Origin of the sequence: Mycobacterium sp. BK086, assembly GCA_004362315.1 — a bacterium.
Lineage (GTDB): Bacteria > Actinomycetota > Actinomycetes > Mycobacteriales > Mycobacteriaceae > Mycobacterium.
Window position 1 is genome coordinate 213292 of record SNWL01000003.1, and the last position, 19530, is coordinate 232821.

At 67.2% G+C, this 19530-nt stretch carries 17 protein-coding genes; 7 read left to right on the top strand and 10 right to left on the bottom strand.

The window, feature by feature from the left end; genetic code table 11:
• Positions 1-69: 69 nt before the first annotated feature.
• On the bottom strand, positions 70-1305 hold the full coding sequence (locus tag EV580_RS01025; protein ID WP_133689304.1) for an Rv1490 family membrane protein: 1236 nt from the start codon (positions 1303-1305) through the stop codon (positions 70-72).
• A gap of 24 nt (positions 1306-1329) precedes the next feature.
• On the opposite strand from EV580_RS01025, the gene EV580_RS01030 reads away from it, so the two are divergent.
• Positions 1330-2364 (top strand): polysaccharide pyruvyl transferase family protein, encoded by a 1035-nt coding sequence (locus EV580_RS01030; protein WP_133689305.1) that lies wholly within the window; start codon positions 1330-1332, stop codon positions 2362-2364.
• Here EV580_RS01030 and rarD read toward each other — a convergent pair.
• From rarD to lspA, 3 genes are read right to left on the bottom strand one after another with little or no spacing between them, the layout of a single operon-like run.
• Positions 2340-3242 (bottom strand): EamA family transporter RarD, encoded by a 903-nt coding sequence (gene rarD / locus EV580_RS01035; RefSeq protein WP_133689306.1) that lies wholly within the window; start codon positions 3240-3242, stop codon positions 2340-2342. The genes EV580_RS01030 and rarD overlap by 25 nt on opposite strands.
• On the bottom strand, positions 3239-4165 hold the full coding sequence (locus EV580_RS01040; RefSeq protein WP_133689307.1) for an RluA family pseudouridine synthase: 927 nt from the start codon (positions 4163-4165) through the stop codon (positions 3239-3241). The genes rarD and EV580_RS01040 overlap by 4 nt, the downstream gene beginning before the upstream one ends.
• A complete protein-coding gene (gene lspA / locus EV580_RS01045; RefSeq protein ID WP_133689308.1) occupies positions 4165-4743 on the bottom strand; it encodes a signal peptidase II in 579 nt (192 codons plus the stop codon). Before lspA ends, EV580_RS01040 begins: the two co-directional genes overlap by 1 nt.
• Here lspA and EV580_RS01050 point away from each other — a divergent pair.
• Complete coding sequence (locus EV580_RS01050) at positions 4742-5659, top strand: asparaginase (protein ID WP_133689309.1); 918 nt, start codon at positions 4742-4744, stop codon at positions 5657-5659. The two genes, lspA and EV580_RS01050, sit on opposite strands and share 2 nt — an antisense overlap.
• Here the strand turns inward: EV580_RS01050 and EV580_RS01055 are convergent.
• Complete coding sequence (locus EV580_RS01055; protein WP_370581755.1) at positions 5624-6988, bottom strand: DNA polymerase IV; 1365 nt, start codon at positions 6986-6988, stop codon at positions 5624-5626. The two genes, EV580_RS01050 and EV580_RS01055, sit on opposite strands and share 36 nt — an antisense overlap.
• A gap of 68 nt (positions 6989-7056) precedes the next feature.
• On the opposite strand from EV580_RS01055, the gene EV580_RS01060 reads away from it, so the two are divergent.
• Positions 7057-8079, top strand: coding sequence for a YncE family protein (locus tag EV580_RS01060; RefSeq protein ID WP_133689310.1), 1023 nt, complete (start codon positions 7057-7059; stop codon positions 8077-8079).
• On the opposite strand, the gene ileS is transcribed toward EV580_RS01060, so the two are convergent.
• Together ileS and EV580_RS01070 are read right to left on the bottom strand one after the other, a co-directional pair.
• Positions 8066-11185: an isoleucine--tRNA ligase gene (gene ileS, locus EV580_RS01065; protein ID WP_133689311.1), complete on the bottom strand. Its 3120-nt coding sequence runs from the start codon at positions 11183-11185 to the stop codon at positions 8066-8068. The genes EV580_RS01060 and ileS overlap by 14 nt on opposite strands.
• A 221-nt stretch (positions 11186-11406) precedes the next feature.
• Positions 11407-11991 (bottom strand): hypothetical protein, encoded by a 585-nt coding sequence (locus EV580_RS01070; RefSeq protein ID WP_133689312.1) that lies wholly within the window; start codon positions 11989-11991, stop codon positions 11407-11409.
• Between the two features lie 137 nt (positions 11992-12128).
• Between EV580_RS01070 and EV580_RS01075 the strand changes: the two genes are divergently transcribed.
• The 4 genes from EV580_RS01075 to EV580_RS01090 are packed head-to-tail and all read left to right on the top strand — an operon-like array spanning position 12129 to position 15330.
• The gene (locus EV580_RS01075; RefSeq protein ID WP_133689313.1) at positions 12129-12485 is read left to right on the top strand and encodes an XRE family transcriptional regulator; all 357 of its coding nucleotides are present in this window, start codon (positions 12129-12131) and stop codon (positions 12483-12485) included.
• A 40-nt stretch (positions 12486-12525) separates the two neighbouring features.
• Positions 12526-13266: a hypothetical protein gene (locus tag EV580_RS01080; RefSeq protein ID WP_133689314.1), complete on the top strand. Its 741-nt coding sequence runs from the start codon at positions 12526-12528 to the stop codon at positions 13264-13266.
• 9 nt (positions 13267-13275) lie between these two features.
• Positions 13276-14556, top strand: a complete 1281-nt coding sequence (locus tag EV580_RS01085; protein WP_133689315.1) for a glycosyltransferase — start codon at positions 13276-13278, stop codon at positions 14554-14556.
• Between the two features lie 45 nt (positions 14557-14601).
• Positions 14602-15330 (top strand): GAP family protein, encoded by a 729-nt coding sequence (locus EV580_RS01090; RefSeq protein WP_183520404.1) that lies wholly within the window; start codon positions 14602-14604, stop codon positions 15328-15330.
• Between the two features lie 7 nt (positions 15331-15337).
• Here the strand turns inward: EV580_RS01090 and EV580_RS01095 are convergent, their stop codons facing one another.
• The 3 genes from EV580_RS01095 to EV580_RS01105 are packed head-to-tail and all read right to left on the bottom strand — an operon-like array spanning position 15338 to position 19519.
• Positions 15338-16696 carry a hypothetical protein gene (locus EV580_RS01095; protein ID WP_133689316.1) on the bottom strand — a complete coding sequence of 453 codons (1359 nt, stop codon included), beginning with the start codon at positions 16694-16696 and terminating at the stop codon, positions 15338-15340.
• Positions 16697-16706: 10 nt separating this feature from the next.
• Complete coding sequence (locus EV580_RS01100; protein ID WP_286171411.1) at positions 16707-18071, bottom strand: hypothetical protein; 1365 nt, start codon at positions 18069-18071, stop codon at positions 16707-16709.
• Positions 18072-18076: 5 nt separating this feature from the next.
• A complete protein-coding gene (locus EV580_RS01105) occupies positions 18077-19519 on the bottom strand; it encodes a condensation domain-containing protein (RefSeq protein ID WP_133689318.1) in 1443 nt (480 codons plus the stop codon).
• Positions 19520-19530: the final 11 nt, after the last annotated feature.

A 19530-nucleotide genomic window follows, 5' to 3' on the forward strand; every position in this document is an offset into this window, starting at 1 on the left:
GCCAAACACCGCGCGAGGTCTTTACCGAAAAAAACGTCTGCGAAAGGTGAAGTCCTGTGTACCAGGGGATTACATGGGAACCGGCGCGCCGAAGCCGGGAATGATGCCAATCGGGATCACGGCCAGCAGGATGGCGCCGACAGCGAACACGACGAGTGTTCGCCGGGTGGGCGGCTCATCGACTTCGGGTTGGTCGCGGGTGTACAGCAAAAAAACGATGCCGAGGTCGAAGGCGATGATGACCCACCAGCGGACCCAGTCCACACCGGTGGCGAACACCGGCAGGATCATCACCACGCCGATCAGCATGGCCAGCGGCCGTGACCGCAGGACCGCGGTGAACCGACTGACCGGGACGCCCGCGACGTGGCCGATGGCCAACATGCTGATGACCAGCGTGACGATCCCGTAGACGGTCGAACCGGCCAGCGCGACGACACCGATGCCGCCCACGAACCGCAGACCCTCGACGAGGCTCATGTCGAACAGCGGCAGGAAGGCCCGGCAGTACCAGTCGTGGTAGTCGACGTAATAGTGGAAGCCGCTGAGCAGCTGGCCGATGGTGGGCTTTCCGGCCAGCGGATGGTTCATCGGAAAGTGTTGCACCATCTGACACAGCTGCGGGGAGATCTTTGTCTTGCCGAACGCGGTCAAGGCCAGCGCCACCAGGATCGACGGCCCGAGCGCCAGCACCACGCAGGCCCGAAATCCTTTGGTGCACAGCTGGTCTGCCAGCACCGTCAGCGCCGCCAGCGCGCCGAGCCCGAACAGGAACGGGGTGGCCTCGTGGATCAGTGAGAGCACCCCCAGCACCAGACCGAAGACCGCGCTGATGATCAGCCTGGCGCGGGTGGTGGTGGCCTTGGTCAGCGCGATCGCGAACCCCACGAGCGCGGTGCCGCCCAGCGCATCGGTGCGCGCCGAGAACAGGGCGAACGCGAACCCGAACGGTAGGACGGCGATGAGCAGGGCCAGCAGCCGCCGCCGCTCCGAACGGCCCGCCCTGACCGCGATCGACCAGGCCACCGCGGCAAGACCGAGTACGAATAATGCGGTCGGCATCCAGCGCAGTATGAGCAGCCCACCGAAGTAATGCTGCGGGCCGAACAGGCCCAGGATCTCACCGGCCAGCCCGCGCCGAACGAAGCCCACGCGGTAGTCGATGACGAAATAGGAATACCAGTAGCCGTTGGGGATCAAAGTGATCGCGATCGTCAGTAATACCGCGGCCCACACCGCCAACAGAACGGTGAACGTGATGAAGAAGCCGCGCCGGTCGCTGGTGGTGACCGCGGTGCTCGGCATCGGATGAGTATAGGGTCGGTTCACGTGAGCCAAGACGCGACGGTCGCCTATCTGGGCTTCCACGAGAAGGACAATCTCGGCGACGACGCGATCTACGACGCCGTCAAATCGCAGCTCCCCGGGGTCGTCTTCGACGACATCCCGCGTCTGCCCCATGAGTTCGTATTCCCGCCGTCTGCGGCGCTGGAGCGGGCGCGTCGGCCCAGCACGCTGGTGATGGGTGGTGGGACGCTGGTCGGAGTGCGCTACTTCCGGATGCTGGCCAGGCTGGGACTGGCGGTGACCAAGAACGTCGGCAAGTACGCGATCGGCGTCGGCGTCCAGGACCCCGGGTATGGCGGTCGCGGGAGCGGATCGGCACACGGCGAGCTGACCAAATGGAAGCCGATCCTCGCGGGGTTCGACTCGGTGTCGGTGCGGGGGCCGCGCAGCGTCGAGCTGCTGGCCGACATCGGGCTGACGGCGCAGGTGACCGGGGATCCGGCACTGATCCTGCCGCGGCCCGACGTAGCGGTCGAGGACGGACTGATCGGGGTGAATCTCGGTTACGGCGACGATCTGTGGGGACACGATCCGGCCGGGGTGGCCGAGCAGGTGCGCATCGCGGTGCGGGAACTGGCCGGCCGCGGCCACCGGTTCGTCGGCATCCTGATGAACCCGAGCGACCGCAAATGGGTGGAGGTGGCCTTCTCCGATGTGCACGCCGACATCCTGGTACCTGCCGACGCGGTAGCGGCGGCACGGGAGTTCGGCCGGTGCTCGGCGGCCATCGTCTGCCGCCTGCACGCCGGGATCCTGGCCGCCCTGGCCGACACCCCGGTGGTTTCCCTTGAGTACCAACCGAAGTGCCGTGATTTCGCGCTGTCCATCGACGACGAGGCATCGCTGATCCGCACCGACCAGGTGACCGGCGCGGCTGTCGTCGACCGGGTGCTCGGATCGCTGGCCGACGCCACCACGATCCGGGCCGCCAAACATGCCGCCGTTGACCGGCTGCGCACGCAGCTGGAATCGGAGTACGGGGCGCTGCGGCGTCAGCTCAGTATCGCCGGCGACTGACGGGCCCGGCGCAGCGCGTCACCGCTGAACACCAGCAGCGCCAGCCAGATCAGCGCGAAGCCGATCCAGCGGGCGGGCGGCATCGGCTCGTGGGCCACCACCACTCCCCACGTCATCTGCATGGCCGGATTCAGGTACATCAGCAGGCCGAGGGTCACCAGCGGCAGGCGCTGGGCAGCCGCGGCGAAGAACAGCAGCGGGATCGCGGTGATCGGGCCCGACAGCATCATCAGCGCGATGTGGCCCGCCCCGTTGTTGGTGAACTGGCCGTGTCCGCTCATCTGCAGCACGACGATGTAGACGATGGCAAAGGGTGCCGCGATCCCGGCCTCGACGCCGACGCTGACCCGCGGATCGGTGGGCACCACCTTCTTGACCACGCCGTAGAGGCCGAACGTCAGGGCGAGCCCGAGCGCGATGAACGGCGGCCCGCCGACCTCGACGGCCAGGATCACCACCGCGGCCAACGCGATCAGCACGGCCACCAGCTGGGCGCGGTTGAGCCGCTCGCGGAAGATGAGCACGCCGAGCAGCACGCTGACCAGCGGGTTGATGAAGTAGCCGAGGGCACCGTCGACGACATGGCCGTTGTTGACGGCGTAGATGAAGATGACCCAGTTGGCCGACACCAGCGCCGAGGCGCACAGCAGGAGCAGCCACGTCCGCCCGGTGATCGCCCGCAGGTCGGGCAGCTTGCCCATGGCCACCACGACACCGGCCATCAGCACCAGCGTCCAGACCACGCGGTGAGCCAGAACTTCAAGGGCGCCCGCGGGTTTCAGCAACGGGAAGAACGCGGGGAACAATCCCCAGGATCCATACGCGCCGATGCCGTACAGCAGCCCACGGGCCTTGGTGTCGCGTGGGGCCGTCGTCACGAGTCGTCGCGCAACGAGTCCAGGGCGTGCTGCAGATCGGCCGGGTACGGGCTGGTGACTTCGAAGTGCCTGCCGTCGGCGGGGTGTGCGAACGCCAGCGAGCGGGCGTGCAGCCACTGCCGTTCCAGCCCGAGCCGCTTGGCCAGTACCGGGTCGGCGCCGTAGGTCAGATCACCCGCGCACGGATGGTGCAGCGCGGAGAAGTGGACCCGGATCTGATGGGTGCGGCCGGTTTCCAGGTGGATGTCGAGAAGGCTTGCCGCCCTGAACATTTCGAGGGTGTCGTAATGGGTGATGCTGTGCCGCCCGGTCTCGGAGACGACGAATTTCCAGTCATTGCCCCGGCCCCTGCCGATCGGCGCGTCGATGGTGCCGCTTGAGGGATCCGGATGTCCCTGCACCACAGCGTGATAGCGCTTGTCGACGGTGCGCTGCTTGAAGGCCCGCTTGAGCACCGTGTAGGCCCGCTCGGACAGCGCGACCACCATGACTCCGGAGGTGCCGACGTCCAGCCTGTGCACGATGCCCTGACGTTCGTGAATCCCGGACGTGCTGATCCGGAACCCCGCCGCCGCAAGCCCGCCGAGCACGGTGGGGCCGTGCCAGCCGACCGTCGCGTGTGCGGCGACGCCCGGCGGTTTGTCGACGGCGACGATGTCCGCGTCGGAGTACAGGATCGTCATGCCCTCGATCTCGACGGGCGTGTTCTCCGGCGGCGGAGCTTCCTCCGGGATCTGGACGTGCAGCCACGCGCCGGCCTCGAGCCGGTCGGACTTGCCCGCCCGTACACCGTCGAGTTCGATGCCACCGTCCTCGGCGATCGCGGCCACCGCCGTGCGGGACAGTCCCAACAGCCGGGCCAGGCCCGCGTCGACGCGCAAGCCGGCCAGACCCTCGGGGACCGGCATCGACCGTTCCGCCATCAGGCGGTCTCGGCCTTGTCGTCGGTTTTGCTCGATTCGCTGGTGCGTCGGCCGGTGCTGTCGAAGTCGTAGCCGAACAGCGATAGCGCGACCAGCAGGATCGCGCCGCCGACCACCGCCGGATCGGCCACGTTGAACACCGGCCACCAGCCGATGGACAGGAAGTCGACGACGTGTCCGCGCAGCGGGCCTGGCGAGCGGAAGAAGCGGTCGACCAGGTTGCCCAGCGCACCGCCGAGGATCATGCCCAGTCCCAGCGCCCACCACGGTGACACCAGCCGCCGGCCCATCCAGAAGATGCCCACCACCACGCCGGTCGCGACCAATGTCAGTACCCAGGTGTAGCCGGTGGCCATGGAGAACGCGGCACCGGAGTTGCGCACCAGCGTCCAGGTGACCGTGTCACCGATGATCGACACCGGTTGTCCCGGGGTGAGCCAGCGCACCGCCAGCACCTTCGTGATGACGTCGAGGGCCAGCACCACGCCCGCGACCGACAACAGCAGCCGCAGCCGCCGCGGGGTCGTTGCACTGGATTCATCGGTCACGCCCCCATCATTCCCTACTGTGTTTCCCATGCCGCGACTTGTCGTCGTCACCACGGGCGGGACCATCTCCACCAGTGCCGATAGCGAGGGCGTGCTGCGGCCGGTGCACAGCGGCGCCGAGCTGGCGTCGGGCTTGGATGCGCAGGTGATCGACCTGTTCACCCTCGACAGCTCGCAGCTGACTCCCGCCGAGTGGGTCCGCATCGGCGCCGCCGTCGCCGACGCTGCCTCAGACGCCGACGGCATCGTCGTCACGCACGGCACCGACACGCTGGAAGAGACGGCGCTGTGGCTGGAGCTCACCTATGCGGGCGCGACGCCGGTGGTTGTCACCGGTTCTGCACTGCCTGCCGACGCCCCCGACGCGGACGGGCCCGGCAATCTTCGCGATGCCCTCACGGTGGCGGCCAGCCCGCTCGCACGAGATCTCGGGGTGCTGATCTGCTTCGGCGGTGCGCTGCTGCCCGCGCTGGGCACCACCAAGGTGGGCGGCGGGGGCTTCTTCGGCGGCCGCCCCCGAATCGGCTCGGTGAGTGACGGGGTGTTCTCGATGACCGGCGACACGCGGCGGGCGTACCTCGGTGTCGCAAGGGAGGTCCCGCGGGTGGACATCGTGGCGGCGTATCCGGGGTGCGACGGGGCGGCGATCGACGCGTTCGCGTTGGCCGGTGCGCGCGGGCTGGTCGTCGAGGCGATGGGTGCGGGCAATGCCGGCACCCCGGTGGTCGAGGCGGTACGGCGGGCCTGCGCACGCGGATTGGCGGTCGCGGTGACCACCCGGGTGCCGCTCGGCCGGACTGTCGCGCTCTACGGGCCGGGCCACGACCTCGTCGAGGCGGGCGCGGTGATGGTGCCACAGCTGCGCAGCAGCCAGGCACGGGTGCTGCTGATGGTGGCGCTGAGCCTGGGACTACCCGTGGCCGAGGTCATCGCCCGGTGGGGTTGAGCGGGCCCGGTCTTCCAGATCAGCGAGGTACTCGGGCCAGTCCAGGCTGTCGACCGGGTTCGCTTTGACCAGCTCGGGCATCTCGATCGGGAAGGTCCGCATCACGCCGGGACCGCTGCCCCGGGTCTCGAACCGCACGCTGACCACGCCGTGACCGGCACCCTGCACCCAGCCGTGTCCCAGCTCGGGGTGGTGGACGTCGTCGCCGATGCGCCAGGCCCCCGCGTCAGGCACCGGCGCGGGCACCGGCAGGTGGGTGTCCACCGTGTCGGCCACCTCTCCCCCGAGTTGGTCGAGATCGGGGAACAGCGACTCCTGGCGCACATCGGACAGACCCGAAAAGCCAACGCCGAGAAGGCGAATGGGCCCGACCTCGCGAGGGTCGAGCAGTAGCCGGTGCGCGGTGGCACCCAGGGTGCCCGCGTCGCCGGTGGCATAGGGCAGCGTTGCCGAGCGGGTCAGGGTTGTCATATCGGACCGCTTGAGCTTGACCGTGACAGTGCGGGCGCCGCGGCCGTCGCGTTCGAGGCGCCGGTGCGCGTGTTCGGCGATGGGCACGATGGCGTCGCGCAGCTGCTCGATGGTGGTCAGGTCGGCGGGGAACGTCGACTCGGCACTGATCTGCTTGGCCTCGGCCCGCTCGGCCACCGGCCGGTCGTCGATGCCGCGGGCCAGCCGGTGCAGCGCGGGCCCGATGGTGGCACCCAGGATGCTGGCCGCCTCGGCGTCGGTCAGCGCGGCCAGCTGCCCGACGGTGTCGATGCCGAGCCGGTGCAGCTTGTCCTCGGCCACCGGGCCGATACCCCACAACCGGCGCACCGGAAGCCCGTCCAGCAGAGTGCGTTCCTCGTCGCGGCGGACCACCCGCAGGCCATCGGGTTTGGCGAGATCGGAGGCGATCTTGGCGATCTGCTTGCCCGAGCCCGCCCCGACGGACGCCACCAGGCCGGTCTCCTCTTTCACACGGCTGCGCAGCCGCATCGCGAACTCCTCGACGTCCTCGGCGCTGGCCCCGAGCAGCTCGGCGGGTTCGCCGAACGCTTCGTCGAAGGACAGCTGTTCGAGCACCGGCACCATGGCGCGCACGGTGTCGAGCACGCGACGGCTGGCGACGCCGTAGACCACCCCGCGGGGCGGCAGCACCACCGCGGCGGCACCGACCATGCGGCGGGCCTGGTGCATCGGCATCGCCGAGCGGGCACCGAACACTCTGGCCTCGTAGCTGGCGCCGGCCACCACACCGCGGCCGCCGAGGCCGCCGACCAGGACCGGACGCCCGCGCAGCGTCGGGCGGGTCAGCTGTTCGACCGATGCGAAGAACGCATCCATGTCGAAATGCAGGACCCAGCGCTCCACGGGTCGATCGTATTGGCCGGCAGTGCAGTAGCCGACTACGTATGCCGTCGCACCGGGAGCGGTCGACGATCAAGGGCATGAACAGCGGGCATGTCGTCGGCTATGTCGGCGGGTTGGCGGTGGCACTGGGTGTCGGGACCGCCGCATGGCTGGCCACGCCGACCGCGTCGGCCGATGCGTCGTCGCCGTCATCCCACAGCGCGTCCTCCGGCACGGCCAAGTCGGCCCGAGCCTCGGCGAAAACCGGGCCCACGCGCAAGGCCCCGCCCGCCACGAAACAGACAACGGCACAACCTCGTCGGTCAGCCGCGGCGAACTACAGTCCGCCGTCCTCGGTGAGTGCCGATGGCACGCGCCAACTGGCCACCGTCGTGTTCACCGATCCGGAGAATCGGTTGAACACGACGCTGACCGTGAGCGACACCGCCACCGGTGACCCGGTGGGCCCTTCTCTCACCGTCCTCGGCGACGCAACCGCCTCGTCGACCCAGTTCTTGACCGCGGATGGTTCACGCGTCCTTCTCACCACGAGCGTCTACGGCTACGAGCCGATCGGCGGTGGCTACGTCCAGGGAGGCTTCAAAACCTGGACGCGGGTGGTCGATACAGCGACGGGCACCGTGGTCGGCAGCCCGGTCGTGATCCGCGGAAACCCCTCCGGAACTCTGATCACCGCAGGCGGATCACGCGCTGTGATCACCACCTACTACGACAACCCGACGACCCACAAGACGTCCATCCGGGTCGCCGTCATCGACACGGTCACCGGGCGTCAGGTCGGCAATACCATCCCTGTCAGCGGACAGCCTTCGAGCACAACGCCTTTGGCTCCGGGCAGCGACATCGTCGTCAGCCGAACCCATCTGGGGCTGGCCGCCATCGTCGACACCCGGTCCGGTGCCGCGCTCACGATTCCCGTCGCTTTCCCCTGGGGCATCGACTTGTCGCCGCTCGCGCCCGCGATCTTCGTCGCCAACCTGTTCCTCGGGGTGCTTGTCGTCGCCCCCGTCCTCGCCGTCGTGCGGATTGTCGAGGAAGCGCTGCACTCGATCAAGCCTTGGTGATCGCCACCCGCACGCCGTCGCCGATCTCCACCCCGTCGGTGGGCTCGCCGAAGTCGAAGCTGGTCGCCAGGATCTCGCCGGCGATGAGATCGGTATGGGCCCTGGCCCATTCGGCCCGCTCGGCCGGCACCGCCATGACCACCGTGATCCGGTCGCTGACGTCCAATCCGCTCGACTTGCGCAGGTCCTGCAATTCGCGAATACGGTCCTTTGCCCAGCCTTCGGCCTCCAGCTCCGGGGTGACCGTGCCGTCCAGCACCACCAGGCCGGCTCCGTCGGGCAGGGCGGCCGTCCACTGCGGTTCGGCCGCAACCAGTTTGGACGTGAACTCTTCGGGCAGCAGGACCGCGGGGCCCGCGGTCAGGGTGCCGTCGGCGTTCAATGCGTAGTCGCCCGCCTTGACAGCCTTGATGGCGGCCTGCACATCCTTGCCGATCCGCGGTCCCGCCGCCCGGGCATTGACCGCGAGTTCGAAGCGGCCGTAGGCGGGAACGTCACCGCTGAGCTCGACGGCCTTGACGTTCAGCTCGTCGGCGATCAGATCCGTGAACGATTGCAGGGCTGACGGGTTCTCCACCGCCACAGTCAGTTTCGGCAGCGGCAGACGCACCCGCAACTTGTTGGCCTTGCGCAGCGACGACGCCGTCGAGCATACGTCGCGGACCTGGTCCATCGCCTCCACCAACGCGGGGTCGGCCGGAACGACACCGGCCTCGGGCCAGTCCGTCAGATGCACCGAGCGCTCGCCGGTGAGCCCGCGCCAGATCACCTCAGTGGCCATCGGCAGCAGCGGAGCCGCCAGCCGGGTGGTGACCTCCAGCACGGTGTGCAGGGTGTCGATGGCATCGCGGTCCTCTTCCCAGAACCGCGAACGCGACCGGCGCACATACCAGTTCGTCAGCGCCTCGGTGAACTGACGCAGCTGCTCGCAGGCGCCCGAGATATCGCACACGTCCATCGCCTCGGTGAGCCCGTCCCGCAGCTCGGCGAGCTTGGCCAGGATGTAGCGGTCCAGCACGTGCGTCGAATCCGTGCGCCACGTGCCCTTCTTCGGCGCGTACAGGGCCAGGAAGCTGTAGGCGTTCCACAGCGGCAGCAGCACCTGCCGGACGCCTTCGCGGATCCCCTGCTCGGTGACCACCAGGTTGCCGCCACGCAGGATCGGCGAGGCCATCAGGAACCACCGCATGGCGTCCGAACCGTCGCGGTCGAACACCTCGTTGACATCCGGGTAGTTGCGCAGCGACTTGCTCATCTTGGCGCCGTCGTTACCGAGCACGATCCCGTGTGACACACAGGTTTTGAACGCGGGCCGGTCGAACAGCGCGCTGGACAGCACGTGCAGGGTGTAGAACCAGCCTCGCGTCTGGCCGATGTACTCGACGATGAAGTCGCCTGGGAAGTGGCTCGCGAACCAGTCCTCGTTCTCGAACGGGTAGTGCACCTGGGCGTATGGCATCGACCCGGAGTCGAACCACACGTCGAAGACGTCCTCGATCCGCCGCATCGTCGAATTGCCGCTCGGGTCATCGGGATTGGGCCGGGTCAGCTCGTCGATGTAGGGCCGGTGCAGGTTGTCCGGGCGCACCCCAAAGTCACGTTCGAGCTCGTCGAGGCTGCCGTAGACGTCGATGCGCGGATGGGCCGGATCGTCGGACACCCACACCGGAATCGGAGTGCCCCAGTAGCGGTTCCGGGAGATCGACCAGTCCCTGGCGCCGGACAGCCACTTGCCGAACTGACCGTCCTTGACGTGCTCGGGATACCAGGTGATCTGCTGGTTGAGTTCGACCATCCGGTCGCGGAACTCGGTGACCTTGACGAACCAGGACGAGACCGCCCGATAGATCAGCGGATTGCGGCAGCGCCAGCAGTGCGGGTATGAGTGGTCGTAGGTTTCCTGGCGGATGAGCACCGGGGTGTTCACCGCGGCGGAACCGGTGCCGTTCTTCAGGTCGCGGATGATCTGCGGGTTCGCATCGAAGACATGCTGGCCCTGATAGTCCGGGACAGTCACGTCGAACCGGCCCTTGGAGTCCACCGGGGTCACCGGCACGATGCCGACGGTGTCGGTGGTGGCCTTGTCGTCCTCACCGTAGGCGGGCGCCATGTGCACCACGCCGGTGCCGTCCTCGGTGGTGACGAAATCGCCGCGCAGTACCTGAAATGCGTTGGCGGACTCCAGGAAATACGGGAACGGCGGCAGGTAGTGCACGCCGAGCAGTTGCTCGCCGGTGAGCGTGGCCAGCACCGAGGGGTCCTCCCCCAGCTCCCGCGCGTAGGCGGCCAGCCGGGGCTGCGCCAGCACGAGTCGGCGGCCGTCGACCTCCACCACCACGTAGGTGACCTCGGGGTTGACCGCCACCGCCTGGTTGGACGGCAGCGTCCACGGCGTCGTCGTCCAGATCAGCAGATAGGCGCCGTCGAGGTCCGATCCGGGCTCGTTGACCCGGAACCCGACGGTGATCGCGGGGTCCTGACGGCTCTGGTAGACGTCGTCGTCCATCCGCAGTTCGTGGTTGGACAGCGGGGTCTCGTCGTTCCAGCAATACGGCAGCACCCGGACACCCTGGTAGGCAAGGCCTTTGTCCCACAGCTGCTTGAACGCCCAGATGACCGACTCCATGAACGACAGGTCGAGGGTCTTGTAGTCGTTGTCGAAGTCGACCCAGCGGGCCTGGCGGGTCACATAGTCGCGCCACTCGCCGGTGTACTTGAGCACCGAGGCGCGGCAGGCGTCGTTGAACGCACCGATGCCCATCTCTTCGATCTCGGCCTTGTCGGTGATGCTGAGCTGACGCTGCACCTCGAGTTCGGCCGGCAATCCATGGGTGTCCCAGCCGAACCGGCGTTCCACCTTGTACCCGCGCATCGTGCGATAGCGCGGCACGATGTCTTTGACGTAACCGGTCAGCAGGTGCCCGTAGTGCGGCAGGCCGTTCGCGAACGGCGGACCGTCATAGAAGACGTACTCTTGCGCGTCGTCGCGGCGGGCGATACTGGCGCGGAAGGTGTCGTCGGCTGCCCAGTAGTCCAGCACCTCGAGTTCGAGGGCGGGAAAGTTGGGTGAGCCACCGGCCGTCTTCGGATAGCCATTCTCGGTCACGGGCGCGTTCGTCTCCTGTGCCAGCTGCCTGGGCACGGGGACGACGACGCGCGGAGTGCGCGAGCGCCGCGGTACCACCCCGCTTACGCACGATGACGTGCGTCGCTCTTCACAGGCTGTGACGGGCCTGCCCGTTCGGGTCTACTGGGCCGGCAAAGGCTGTTCTTCCGAAGGCTCCCCGGTGATGGCCGGATCGGTGCCGTTGGGAAGAGATTCTAGCCTCAGGCCGGGACGGCCTCTGACGTCACACCGATCAGGCCGAGCCGGAACTGGGTCGTCAGTTCTTCGACCGTGCTGCGGTCGAGCCGCCGGCCGTCGAACCACCAGTCCATCTGCAGTTCCCCGCCGGCCCGGTAGGCCAGCACGCCCAGGGCCGGTCCGTCGGCGAGCTGCAACGGGCCGAGCGACGGATCGGGCGGCAACCCGAGGAACGAGAAGACCACGTCGGCAGGTGAGTTGCCGAGCTGCCTGGCTGGCGTCAGCGCCTCACGAACATCGGCCAACAGGGCGTTGGCGTCCATGCCTCGTTCTTCGGCACAGCACAGCCGAATCGGCTGCACCGTGGTCAAGCCGCTGACCGTCACGAATCCGACACCGATGGTCCGGGCGATCGCCCGGCCCAATGCGGCCAAGAGGACTTCCTCGAAACCGACTCCGGTGAAGTCGACGGCTCCGTCGAGTTCAGCGGTCAGTTCGTGGGACAGCGGCGCCGACAAACGGACCAGATCTTCTGGTCGTGGCCGGCCGGGAATCTCATCGTCAACTACCCGCACATTGCTAGACGGGTAGGTCACAGGAGCAACCATGCCCCCCACCGTAGCGGTCGTGTCCCATATTTGGGAGAGCAATCCCACAATCGTGACGACCATGTCAATAAATTCAACAATTTCCTGAATCGCGTTACCGGTACCCATTACCGGGAGTTCCGGGTTATTCTGATCGCGTGCCTCGGACTGATGAAAACGGACGTCAGCTCAAAACCTTGCTCGACTACCTCCTCGATGGCGACATCGACGCGAAGGACATCTACGACGCGCTCGGCACCTCTAGCAGCACGTATTACCGCAGAGTCAAGGAGCGCGACTACCCCAACGCCGAAGAGCTGCGCCTGGTCTCGACGCGCTTCGGCTTGAGCTACCCCGACCTTCAGGTCCGATTCGGGCTCATGAGCCGCGAGGAGCTCCAGCAATATGTCGATTCTTCGCCATTTACGGTGGCGACAATTAATGCGGTAACTGCGACACGCATTCCGGTTAAACTCTCAGAAATGAAACCCCGACTCGACGCACCATCGCTGTAGTATTTGCTGAAGTTATTCGGGGGCGTAAGGCGACGAAGGCATGGGTCTAGGCGTAATCATCACAGTCACGCTGTTGTGCATGGCGTGGAGCCTGTGGATTCGGCGCGTCACGTGGGGCTGCCGATGGGAAGTCGCCGCCACCCTGAATATCGCCCTGCAGGCCGGTGCCGTTCTGCTGATGTCGCCGTTCGCCTCCGAAACCGTCGGTCAATGGCTGCACTCATTGACGGGAATATGGAACCTCGAGGATTACATCGGGCACGACCTGTATGTCGTCGCCGCCTCCGCGGTCGTCTATAACGCACTCGGCCGCCTGCACGACGACAACGCCATGCAGACCGCATTCAAGCAATACGTCGAACGCCCCGCGACGCTCTGCATACCGCTCTTGCTGGCCGCATTCTCGATGGGCAATGGCGCGAAGGTGTATCGCTCCGACTTCTTCACGGTGCCCACCGACTTCTGGCTGTCCGCATATTGGCTGATGCTCTGCGGCACCCTGATCTACCTGCTCGGCTATGGCGCGCGAGCGCTGCTCGTCCTGCGCCAGGATCCGCGGTCCCGGCGCATCGCCAACATCTATCTGGCGGCCTCGGCCAGCGGCATCATCGCCTGCGCGATTCGTATCATCACCGCCTACGTCCCGCCGCTGGCCGAACTCGAGGGCGGCAAACTGGTCTGGTTCTTCGCCTGCTCCTGCGGTGCCGGATTCGCGCTGACGTCGGCGCACTCGTGGCGGATCAAGACCAAGTGGTTCACCCACGCGGGCGGATCCCGATAATGGGAACCGATGAAATTCGCGGTGAGCATCCACGGGACGCGCGGTGACGTCGAACCCTGTGCGGCAGTAAGTCTCGAATTACAGCGCCGCGGGCACGACGTCCACCTGGCCGTACCGCCCAACCTGGTGGACTTCGTCGAGTCCGCGGGTCTGCACGCCGTGATCGGCTACGGCCCCGACTCCCAGAAACAACTGCAGGGCGACGTCTTCGAACGCCCGGACGCACTCACCGCGGCCGGGCCTGCCGACTGGGTGCGCCTGGGCAACCCGCTGAACGCGCTGCGCAAGGCGAGGGCGGCGGCAACGCGCGGCTGGGCCGAGATGAGCGACGCGCTGCTGGCACTGGCCGACGGCGCCGACCTGATGGTGACCGGCACCGCCTACCAGGAGATCGCCGCCAATGTGGCCGAGTACCGCGGCCTGCCGCTGGCCGAGGTGCATTACTTCCCGGTCCGGGCCAACACGCAGGTCCTGCCGGTGCGACTGCCCGCGCCGGCGGTCAAGGCGGCGTATGCGATGGGCGAATGGATGCACTGGCGGCTGCTCAAGCCGGCGGAGACGGAGCAGCGAAGCATCCTGGGCCTGCCCGCCGCGACAACCCGGCCGGTGGCGCGCATCGTGGCCGGCGGCGCGCTGGAGATCCAGGCCTACGACAAGATCTTCTTTCCCGGGCTGGCCGGCGAGTGGGGTGAGCGGCGCCCTCTCATCGGCTCCCTGACGCTGCAGCTGCCCACCGAGACCGACACCGAAGTGGAGTCCTGGATCGCCGCGGGAACGCCACCGATCTACTTCGGCTTCGGCAGCATGCCGATCGACTCCCCTGCCGACACGGTTCGCATGATCAGCGAGGTCTGCGGCGAGCTCGGCGAACGCGCACTGATCTGCGCCGGGTTCTCGGACTTCGATGACACCGGCACCGCCGGACACGTCAAGGTCGTCGGCTCGGTCAACCACGCCGCGGTGTTCCCGTCCTGCCGGGCCGTCGTGCACCACGGCGGGGCCGGCACGACCGCGGCGGGTATCCGCGCAGGCGTCCCCACCCTGGTGCTGTGGGTCGCGGCCGAACAGCCACTCTGGGGCAAACAAATAGACCGGCTTGGTATCGGGACCTCGCGGCGTTTCTCAGCTTCTACACGATATTCGCTGCTGGAAGATCTACGAACCGTGCTGTCTCCGCAAACAGCCGAACGCGCGCGTTTGCTCTCCAGCCGGATGACCCCGGCGGCGGGCAGCGTCGCCACCGCGGCCGACCTTCTCGAGCAGACCGCCCGCAACCGCCGCCACGGGTGATGTCAACGCGGCCCCTGGCAGCGCGGCAAGGTAGAATTTCGCCTCGTGTGGACAACCGTGGTGCTGCTTGGCCTCGCGGTGAGCATCGAGCCCGCACGCATCGGATTGATCGCCCTGCTGCTGACCCGGCCGCGCCCGGCGCGTCACCTGCTGGTCTTCCTCTGCACGGGCCTGGCGCTGAGCCTGAGTGTGGGCTTCGCGGTGCTCTTTGTTTTCCACCACACCTTCCTGGGCAAGGCCAACTTCAACCCGGCGCTCATCCAGATCGGCATCGGTGTGGTCGCCGTCCTACTCGGCGCGCTACTGATGTCCAACATTCCGTTGCGTCAATTCGCTCGCAAGGAGATGGCCGACGTGCCGGCCAGCGGCGGCACGGAGACCGCCCTGGAGGCTGAGCAAGAACTGGCGCCAGGCCGGTTCAAGCGGCTGTCCACCAAGGTGCGCGGTTTCGCCAAGGGCGAGTCGTCCTGGTTCTCGGGCTCGATCGGGGCAGCGCTGGCAATGCCCAGCATCGACTACATGGCCCTGCTGGCGCTGATCATCGCGTCCAAGACTCCGCCGATCGAGCAGGCCGCCGCGCTGGTGACGTTCCTGCTGCTGGCCAGTTGGGCCGCGGTGATCCCACTGCTGAGCTTCATCGTGGCACCGGCCAGGACCCGGGTCTGGGTGCAGCGCTTCAACGAATGGATCCGCACCCGCACCCGCAAGCATGCCGGTGTGTTCGTCGCGATCGTCGGCATCATCCTGATCGGGGTCGGCCTGCACGGCATGTGAACGCCGATTATTCGATGACGCAGGTGAGCCCGAACTCGGTCAGCGTCTGATCGGCCAGATCGCGCAACCGCTGCTTGCTGTTCTCGGCGCCGATCTCGTATGCCTCGACGGAGATGACAACCTTGCCATTGACCCGCGCGGACACCACGACGAGCTGGCCGTGCGATCGCTCCATCTCGCGCATCGTCACGTTCTGGTCCAGCGCACGCAGGATGACGACCTCCGCGGTCGTGCCGTCGACCTGAGCGATCTGCGGCGGCAGATCGCCGAGGTTCGAACAGGACACCGGCAGGTCTTCTGAGTAGGAGAACAGCATCTCGGCGACGCCCTTGACGGCCGCCTTGGGCAACCACGGCATCAACGGGAACAGTTCCATCGTCGGGTCGGTCTGGTCCTTGGCCATCTGCCGGGACGCCCGCACGACCCCACGGGACTCGGTCAGGTCGACGGTCACCTTCTCCGGGTCGACGGTGGCGTTGGCGAAGGCCATCGCCAGGGCCCGGTCGTCCTCCAGGCTTTCGCGAAGGTTGATCGCGATCACCAGCGTCACGGCACCGTCGGACTTGCGGCGCCGGCCAAGCCGCTCCGCCAGCTTCGCGGTGATGCCCACGAGGAGCGAATAGCTGTTTCCGCCAAGGCTTTCCGCGCGCGCGTCCCACTCCGCCACATCGACGATGATCGCCACCGACGGGACGGTGACGAACTCCTCGCGCCCCGTACGGGCGCCCCCGGCACGTGACTTCCGGGACTGCGCGAGATCTTTGCGCTGGCTGTACACCAGCTTCGCGCCCTTGACCAGCGCCTTGCGGGTCGCGGGCAGGTCGCGAATGACCTGTCGGGCGTCGGCCACCAGCGCCTGCCTGCGCGTGCGGGTGCCCGGCTTCTCGTAACCCACGTCGCGGACGTTGCCGGTGACCGCCTCGAAGATCGCCAGGCCGGCTGCGGTGCCGTCCCCGATCACGTGCGAGCCCACCATGCTGATCGCGGTGGAACCGTCGGTCAGCGGCTGGACGACCAGATACCAGGTCGGGCCGTGCTCGGGGTCGATCGGCAGTGTAGCCAGTTCGTCGGCCCAGTCCATGAGTTCGTCTCGGGGACGGGGTGTTTCGTTGATCTGGATCTCAGACGGCGCGTGGCCGGGCTTGACCCAGCGCGGCCGGCCGAACGGCAGCGGTGACCGCTCGATGTTGCGACCGCCGAGCGACCCGGCGAAATTGCGGTGGAACCGCCGCAGCCCCTCGAAGTCGACAGGATGTTCGTATACCCAGACGCACTGCATGAGCTGGCCGCGCCCGGTCGCACGCATCAATTCGAACGCCGTCTGGTCGAAGAACTCGAGCCGGTGTTCCTGCGATTCGGTGGTCACTGCTCGAACCTCACTCGATCACGCTCGACAGCTCGAACTCTCCCAGGGTCTGGGTGATCATCTCGCGCAGGTGCGCACGCGAATTGTCCGCACCCGGTAGGTAACTCATCACCGGAAGGATCACCTTGCCGCCGAGGCGCATCGACGCCACCGTCATCAGGCCATTCCGCTTCTCCAAGGCACCACGGGTCAGATTGCGGTCAATGCCCCGGAAGTAGAACCGCTCAGCAACCGTACCGTCGAGCCGAAGCAGGTCGTCGGGGATGTCACCCAGATTCGAGCAGGACACCGGCACATCAGCGGTGAATTGGAAGGCCATGTCGGCGATGCGTCCCATCGCCCGCTTCGGCAGGAACGGGATCAACGGTAGCAGCTCGACCATCTCGTCCGGCGTCTGTCGCGCGGTCACCAAACCCTGCTTGATCGCGGCGCGAGCGCTTGTGAGATCGTTGGCGACCGGGGCGGGATCGAACGTGACATTGGCGATCGTCACGACATTGCCGCCGGTGTCCGCCGGATTGTCGCGCTCGCTGACCGGGATCATCAGCGTGACCGCGCCATCGGATGCGCGCGTGCGGCCGAGGTTCTCCGCTAGTTTGCCCGCGAATCCGGCCACAAGTGAAAAATGGTTCCCACCAAGGCTTTTCGCTCTATTGTCCCACTGGTCGATGTCGAGCATCGCGACGGCGAACGCGGTCTTGACGATCTCGTCGCCACCGTCGGCAGGCGCCGAGACCGGCGTGCTGGGGCGGGTCAGCTCGTCCCTCCGGCGAGTGGCGACCTTGACCGCCTTGACCAGCGTTCGCCCGATCTCGGGCAGGTCGGACCTCAGCTGGCGCAGATCCTCCCGCACCGCGCGCGAGCGCGTGCGGGAGCGCCTGGGTGGATAGTCGAGGTCTCTGCCGGTGCCGTTGACCGCGGCGATGGTCGTCGCGACGGCGCCACCGCCGTCGACGACGGTGTGCGACACGACCATGCCCACCGCGGTTGTTCCGTCGGTGAGCGGCTGGATCGCCATCCGCCAGGACGGCCCATGTTCAGGGTCGAGCGGCAGTTCGACCTGCTCGTCGGCCCAGTCGAACAGCTCGTCACGGGGAATGGGCTGCTCGGCGATCTCGAGACTGGTCTGCGGCCCTGGAGCCGCAACCCAACGATGCCTGCCGAAAGGCAGTGCCGAGCGCTCGATCAGCCGACCGAGGAGCCCGTGACCGTAGTTCTGATAGAAGCGCCGCAAACCGTCGAGATCGACCGGGTGCTCATAGAGCCAGATGATCTGCATGACGGCCTCTTGACCGGCACCGCGCAGCGCCAACAGCAGCGCCTGGTCGGCGTAGGGCACCACATTGTCGGGTGCGGGCCGGCGATCCTCGCCCACCGGCATCAGACCGTTGCGACGGGCAAGCGAGACGACGACACGAGCTCGGAGCGGCCGTCGGCCACCCGGAGGTAGATGCACTTCATCAGTTCGACGAACTCGGCAACCGACTCACGGGCGATCGGGTTGTCCGGGTAGGCGACGGTGATGATCGTGCCGCCGGTACGCCGGTTCACCCACATGCCGACCTGATTGGCCGCACCCAGGTCGGTGTAGATGTGGCCGTTCTGCGCATACCACTGCGACATGATGACCGGGTTCAGCGGCGGCAGGCCGACGTCGAGGTAGGACAGCATCGGCACACCCGGCCCGGCGGGACGGATCCGCGGGGTGGCTTCGGTCTCGGCCAGCTCGTAGACGCGTTCGATCGGCACGTTCGCCAGCGGCATCCCCGAGTCGAACGACTCCTGGGCGGCGCGGGCTACCTCGGCGAAGTTGCGGGCGGCGACGGGCACCGACAGCGGAACCACACCGGTGAACCAGCCCGTGGTCATGAACTCGGCAGGCGTGCTGCGGGTGGTCGTCGGGGTGATGACGTAATAGTCGTCGTCACCGGTCAGCTGCCGGTGGGCGATGGCCGCGGCGGCGAACACGCCACCGATGAAGCGGACACCGGCCGCGGTGCAGGCCGACTCGAAGCGGTCCGACTCGTGATCGTCCATCAACTGGACGGTCAGCAGGTCACCGCTGCAGTGCACCGACGGATCGCCGAGCGGCAGCGGGAAGGTGGGCATCGTTCCGCCGTTGTTCTCCAGGAACTCCAGCCAGCCCTTGACGTCGTCGGACTCCATGGTCAGCTGCTCGGTGTAGTCGTGCTGGCGCACGCAGTAGTCGTGGTAGCTGCCCGCGTCGGGCAGGCGCAGCGGCGCACCGCCGCCGGCCAGCGCCTCGTAGTTCATGTGCATTTCGACGAACAGCGCCATCATCAGCATCGCGTCGGCGTGCAGGTGGTCGACGCTGACGTAGAAGGTGAAGTGGTCGGCGCGCTGGATGACACCGAACCGGAAGCAGTCCCACTCCAGCGGGCTCGGGGTGTCGAGCACGTGCTTCTTCCACTGCGCCGAATTCATCTCGCCGTGCTTGGACGCGACGAACTGGATGTCGTTCGGGTTCTCGACGGTGTGGCGGACGATCTGATCGGCCTCGTCGAACGCGAACCAGCTGTGGTAGGTGTCGTGCCGGCGCAGGTAGGCATTGATGACGAAGGTCATCGCGCGGACATCGCACTTGCCGGGCATGTTCCAGGCTGGGATCAGCAGCCGCGCCATCTCCAGGCCGTTGGCCGTGTGATTGCGGTAGCTGCGGATGTGCTGGCCCTGCTGATAGCTCGCAGGCACCTCGCTGACCGGCGCATCCTGAACCTTCTTCAGGCATGCCGGTGACGGGCTCCAGGACACGACTGTGCCCGGCGCGTCAACCCAGTCATGGATTGCGGTGAGTGCAACCACTGTTAGTTTCC

Excerpts from the sequence above, each read along its gene's own strand:
- EV580_RS01025 (WP_133689304.1), bottom strand. The coding sequence starts at position 1,305 with ATGCCGAGCACCGCGGTCACCACCAGCGACCGGCGCGGCTTCTTCATC.
- EV580_RS01040 (WP_133689307.1), bottom strand. The coding sequence starts at position 4,165 with ATGGCGGAACGGTCGATGCCGGTCCCCGAGGGTCTGGCCGGCTTGCGC.
- EV580_RS01050 (WP_133689309.1), top strand. The coding sequence starts at position 4,742 with ATGCCGCGACTTGTCGTCGTCACCACGGGCGGGACCATCTCCACCAGT.
- lspA (WP_133689308.1), bottom strand. The coding sequence starts at position 4,743 with ATGGGAAACACAGTAGGGAATGATGGGGGCGTGACCGATGAATCCAGT.
- EV580_RS01055 (WP_370581755.1), bottom strand. The coding sequence starts at position 6,988 with ATGGATGCGTTCTTCGCATCGGTCGAACAGCTGACCCGCCCGACGCTG.
- EV580_RS01060 (WP_133689310.1), top strand. The coding sequence starts at position 7,057 with ATGCCGTCGCACCGGGAGCGGTCGACGATCAAGGGCATGAACAGCGGG.
- EV580_RS01070 (WP_133689312.1), bottom strand. The coding sequence starts at position 11,991 with ATGGTTGCTCCTGTGACCTACCCGTCTAGCAATGTGCGGGTAGTTGAC.
- EV580_RS01080 (WP_133689314.1), top strand. The coding sequence starts at position 12,526 with ATGGGTCTAGGCGTAATCATCACAGTCACGCTGTTGTGCATGGCGTGG.
- EV580_RS01085 (WP_133689315.1), top strand. The coding sequence starts at position 13,276 with ATGAAATTCGCGGTGAGCATCCACGGGACGCGCGGTGACGTCGAACCC.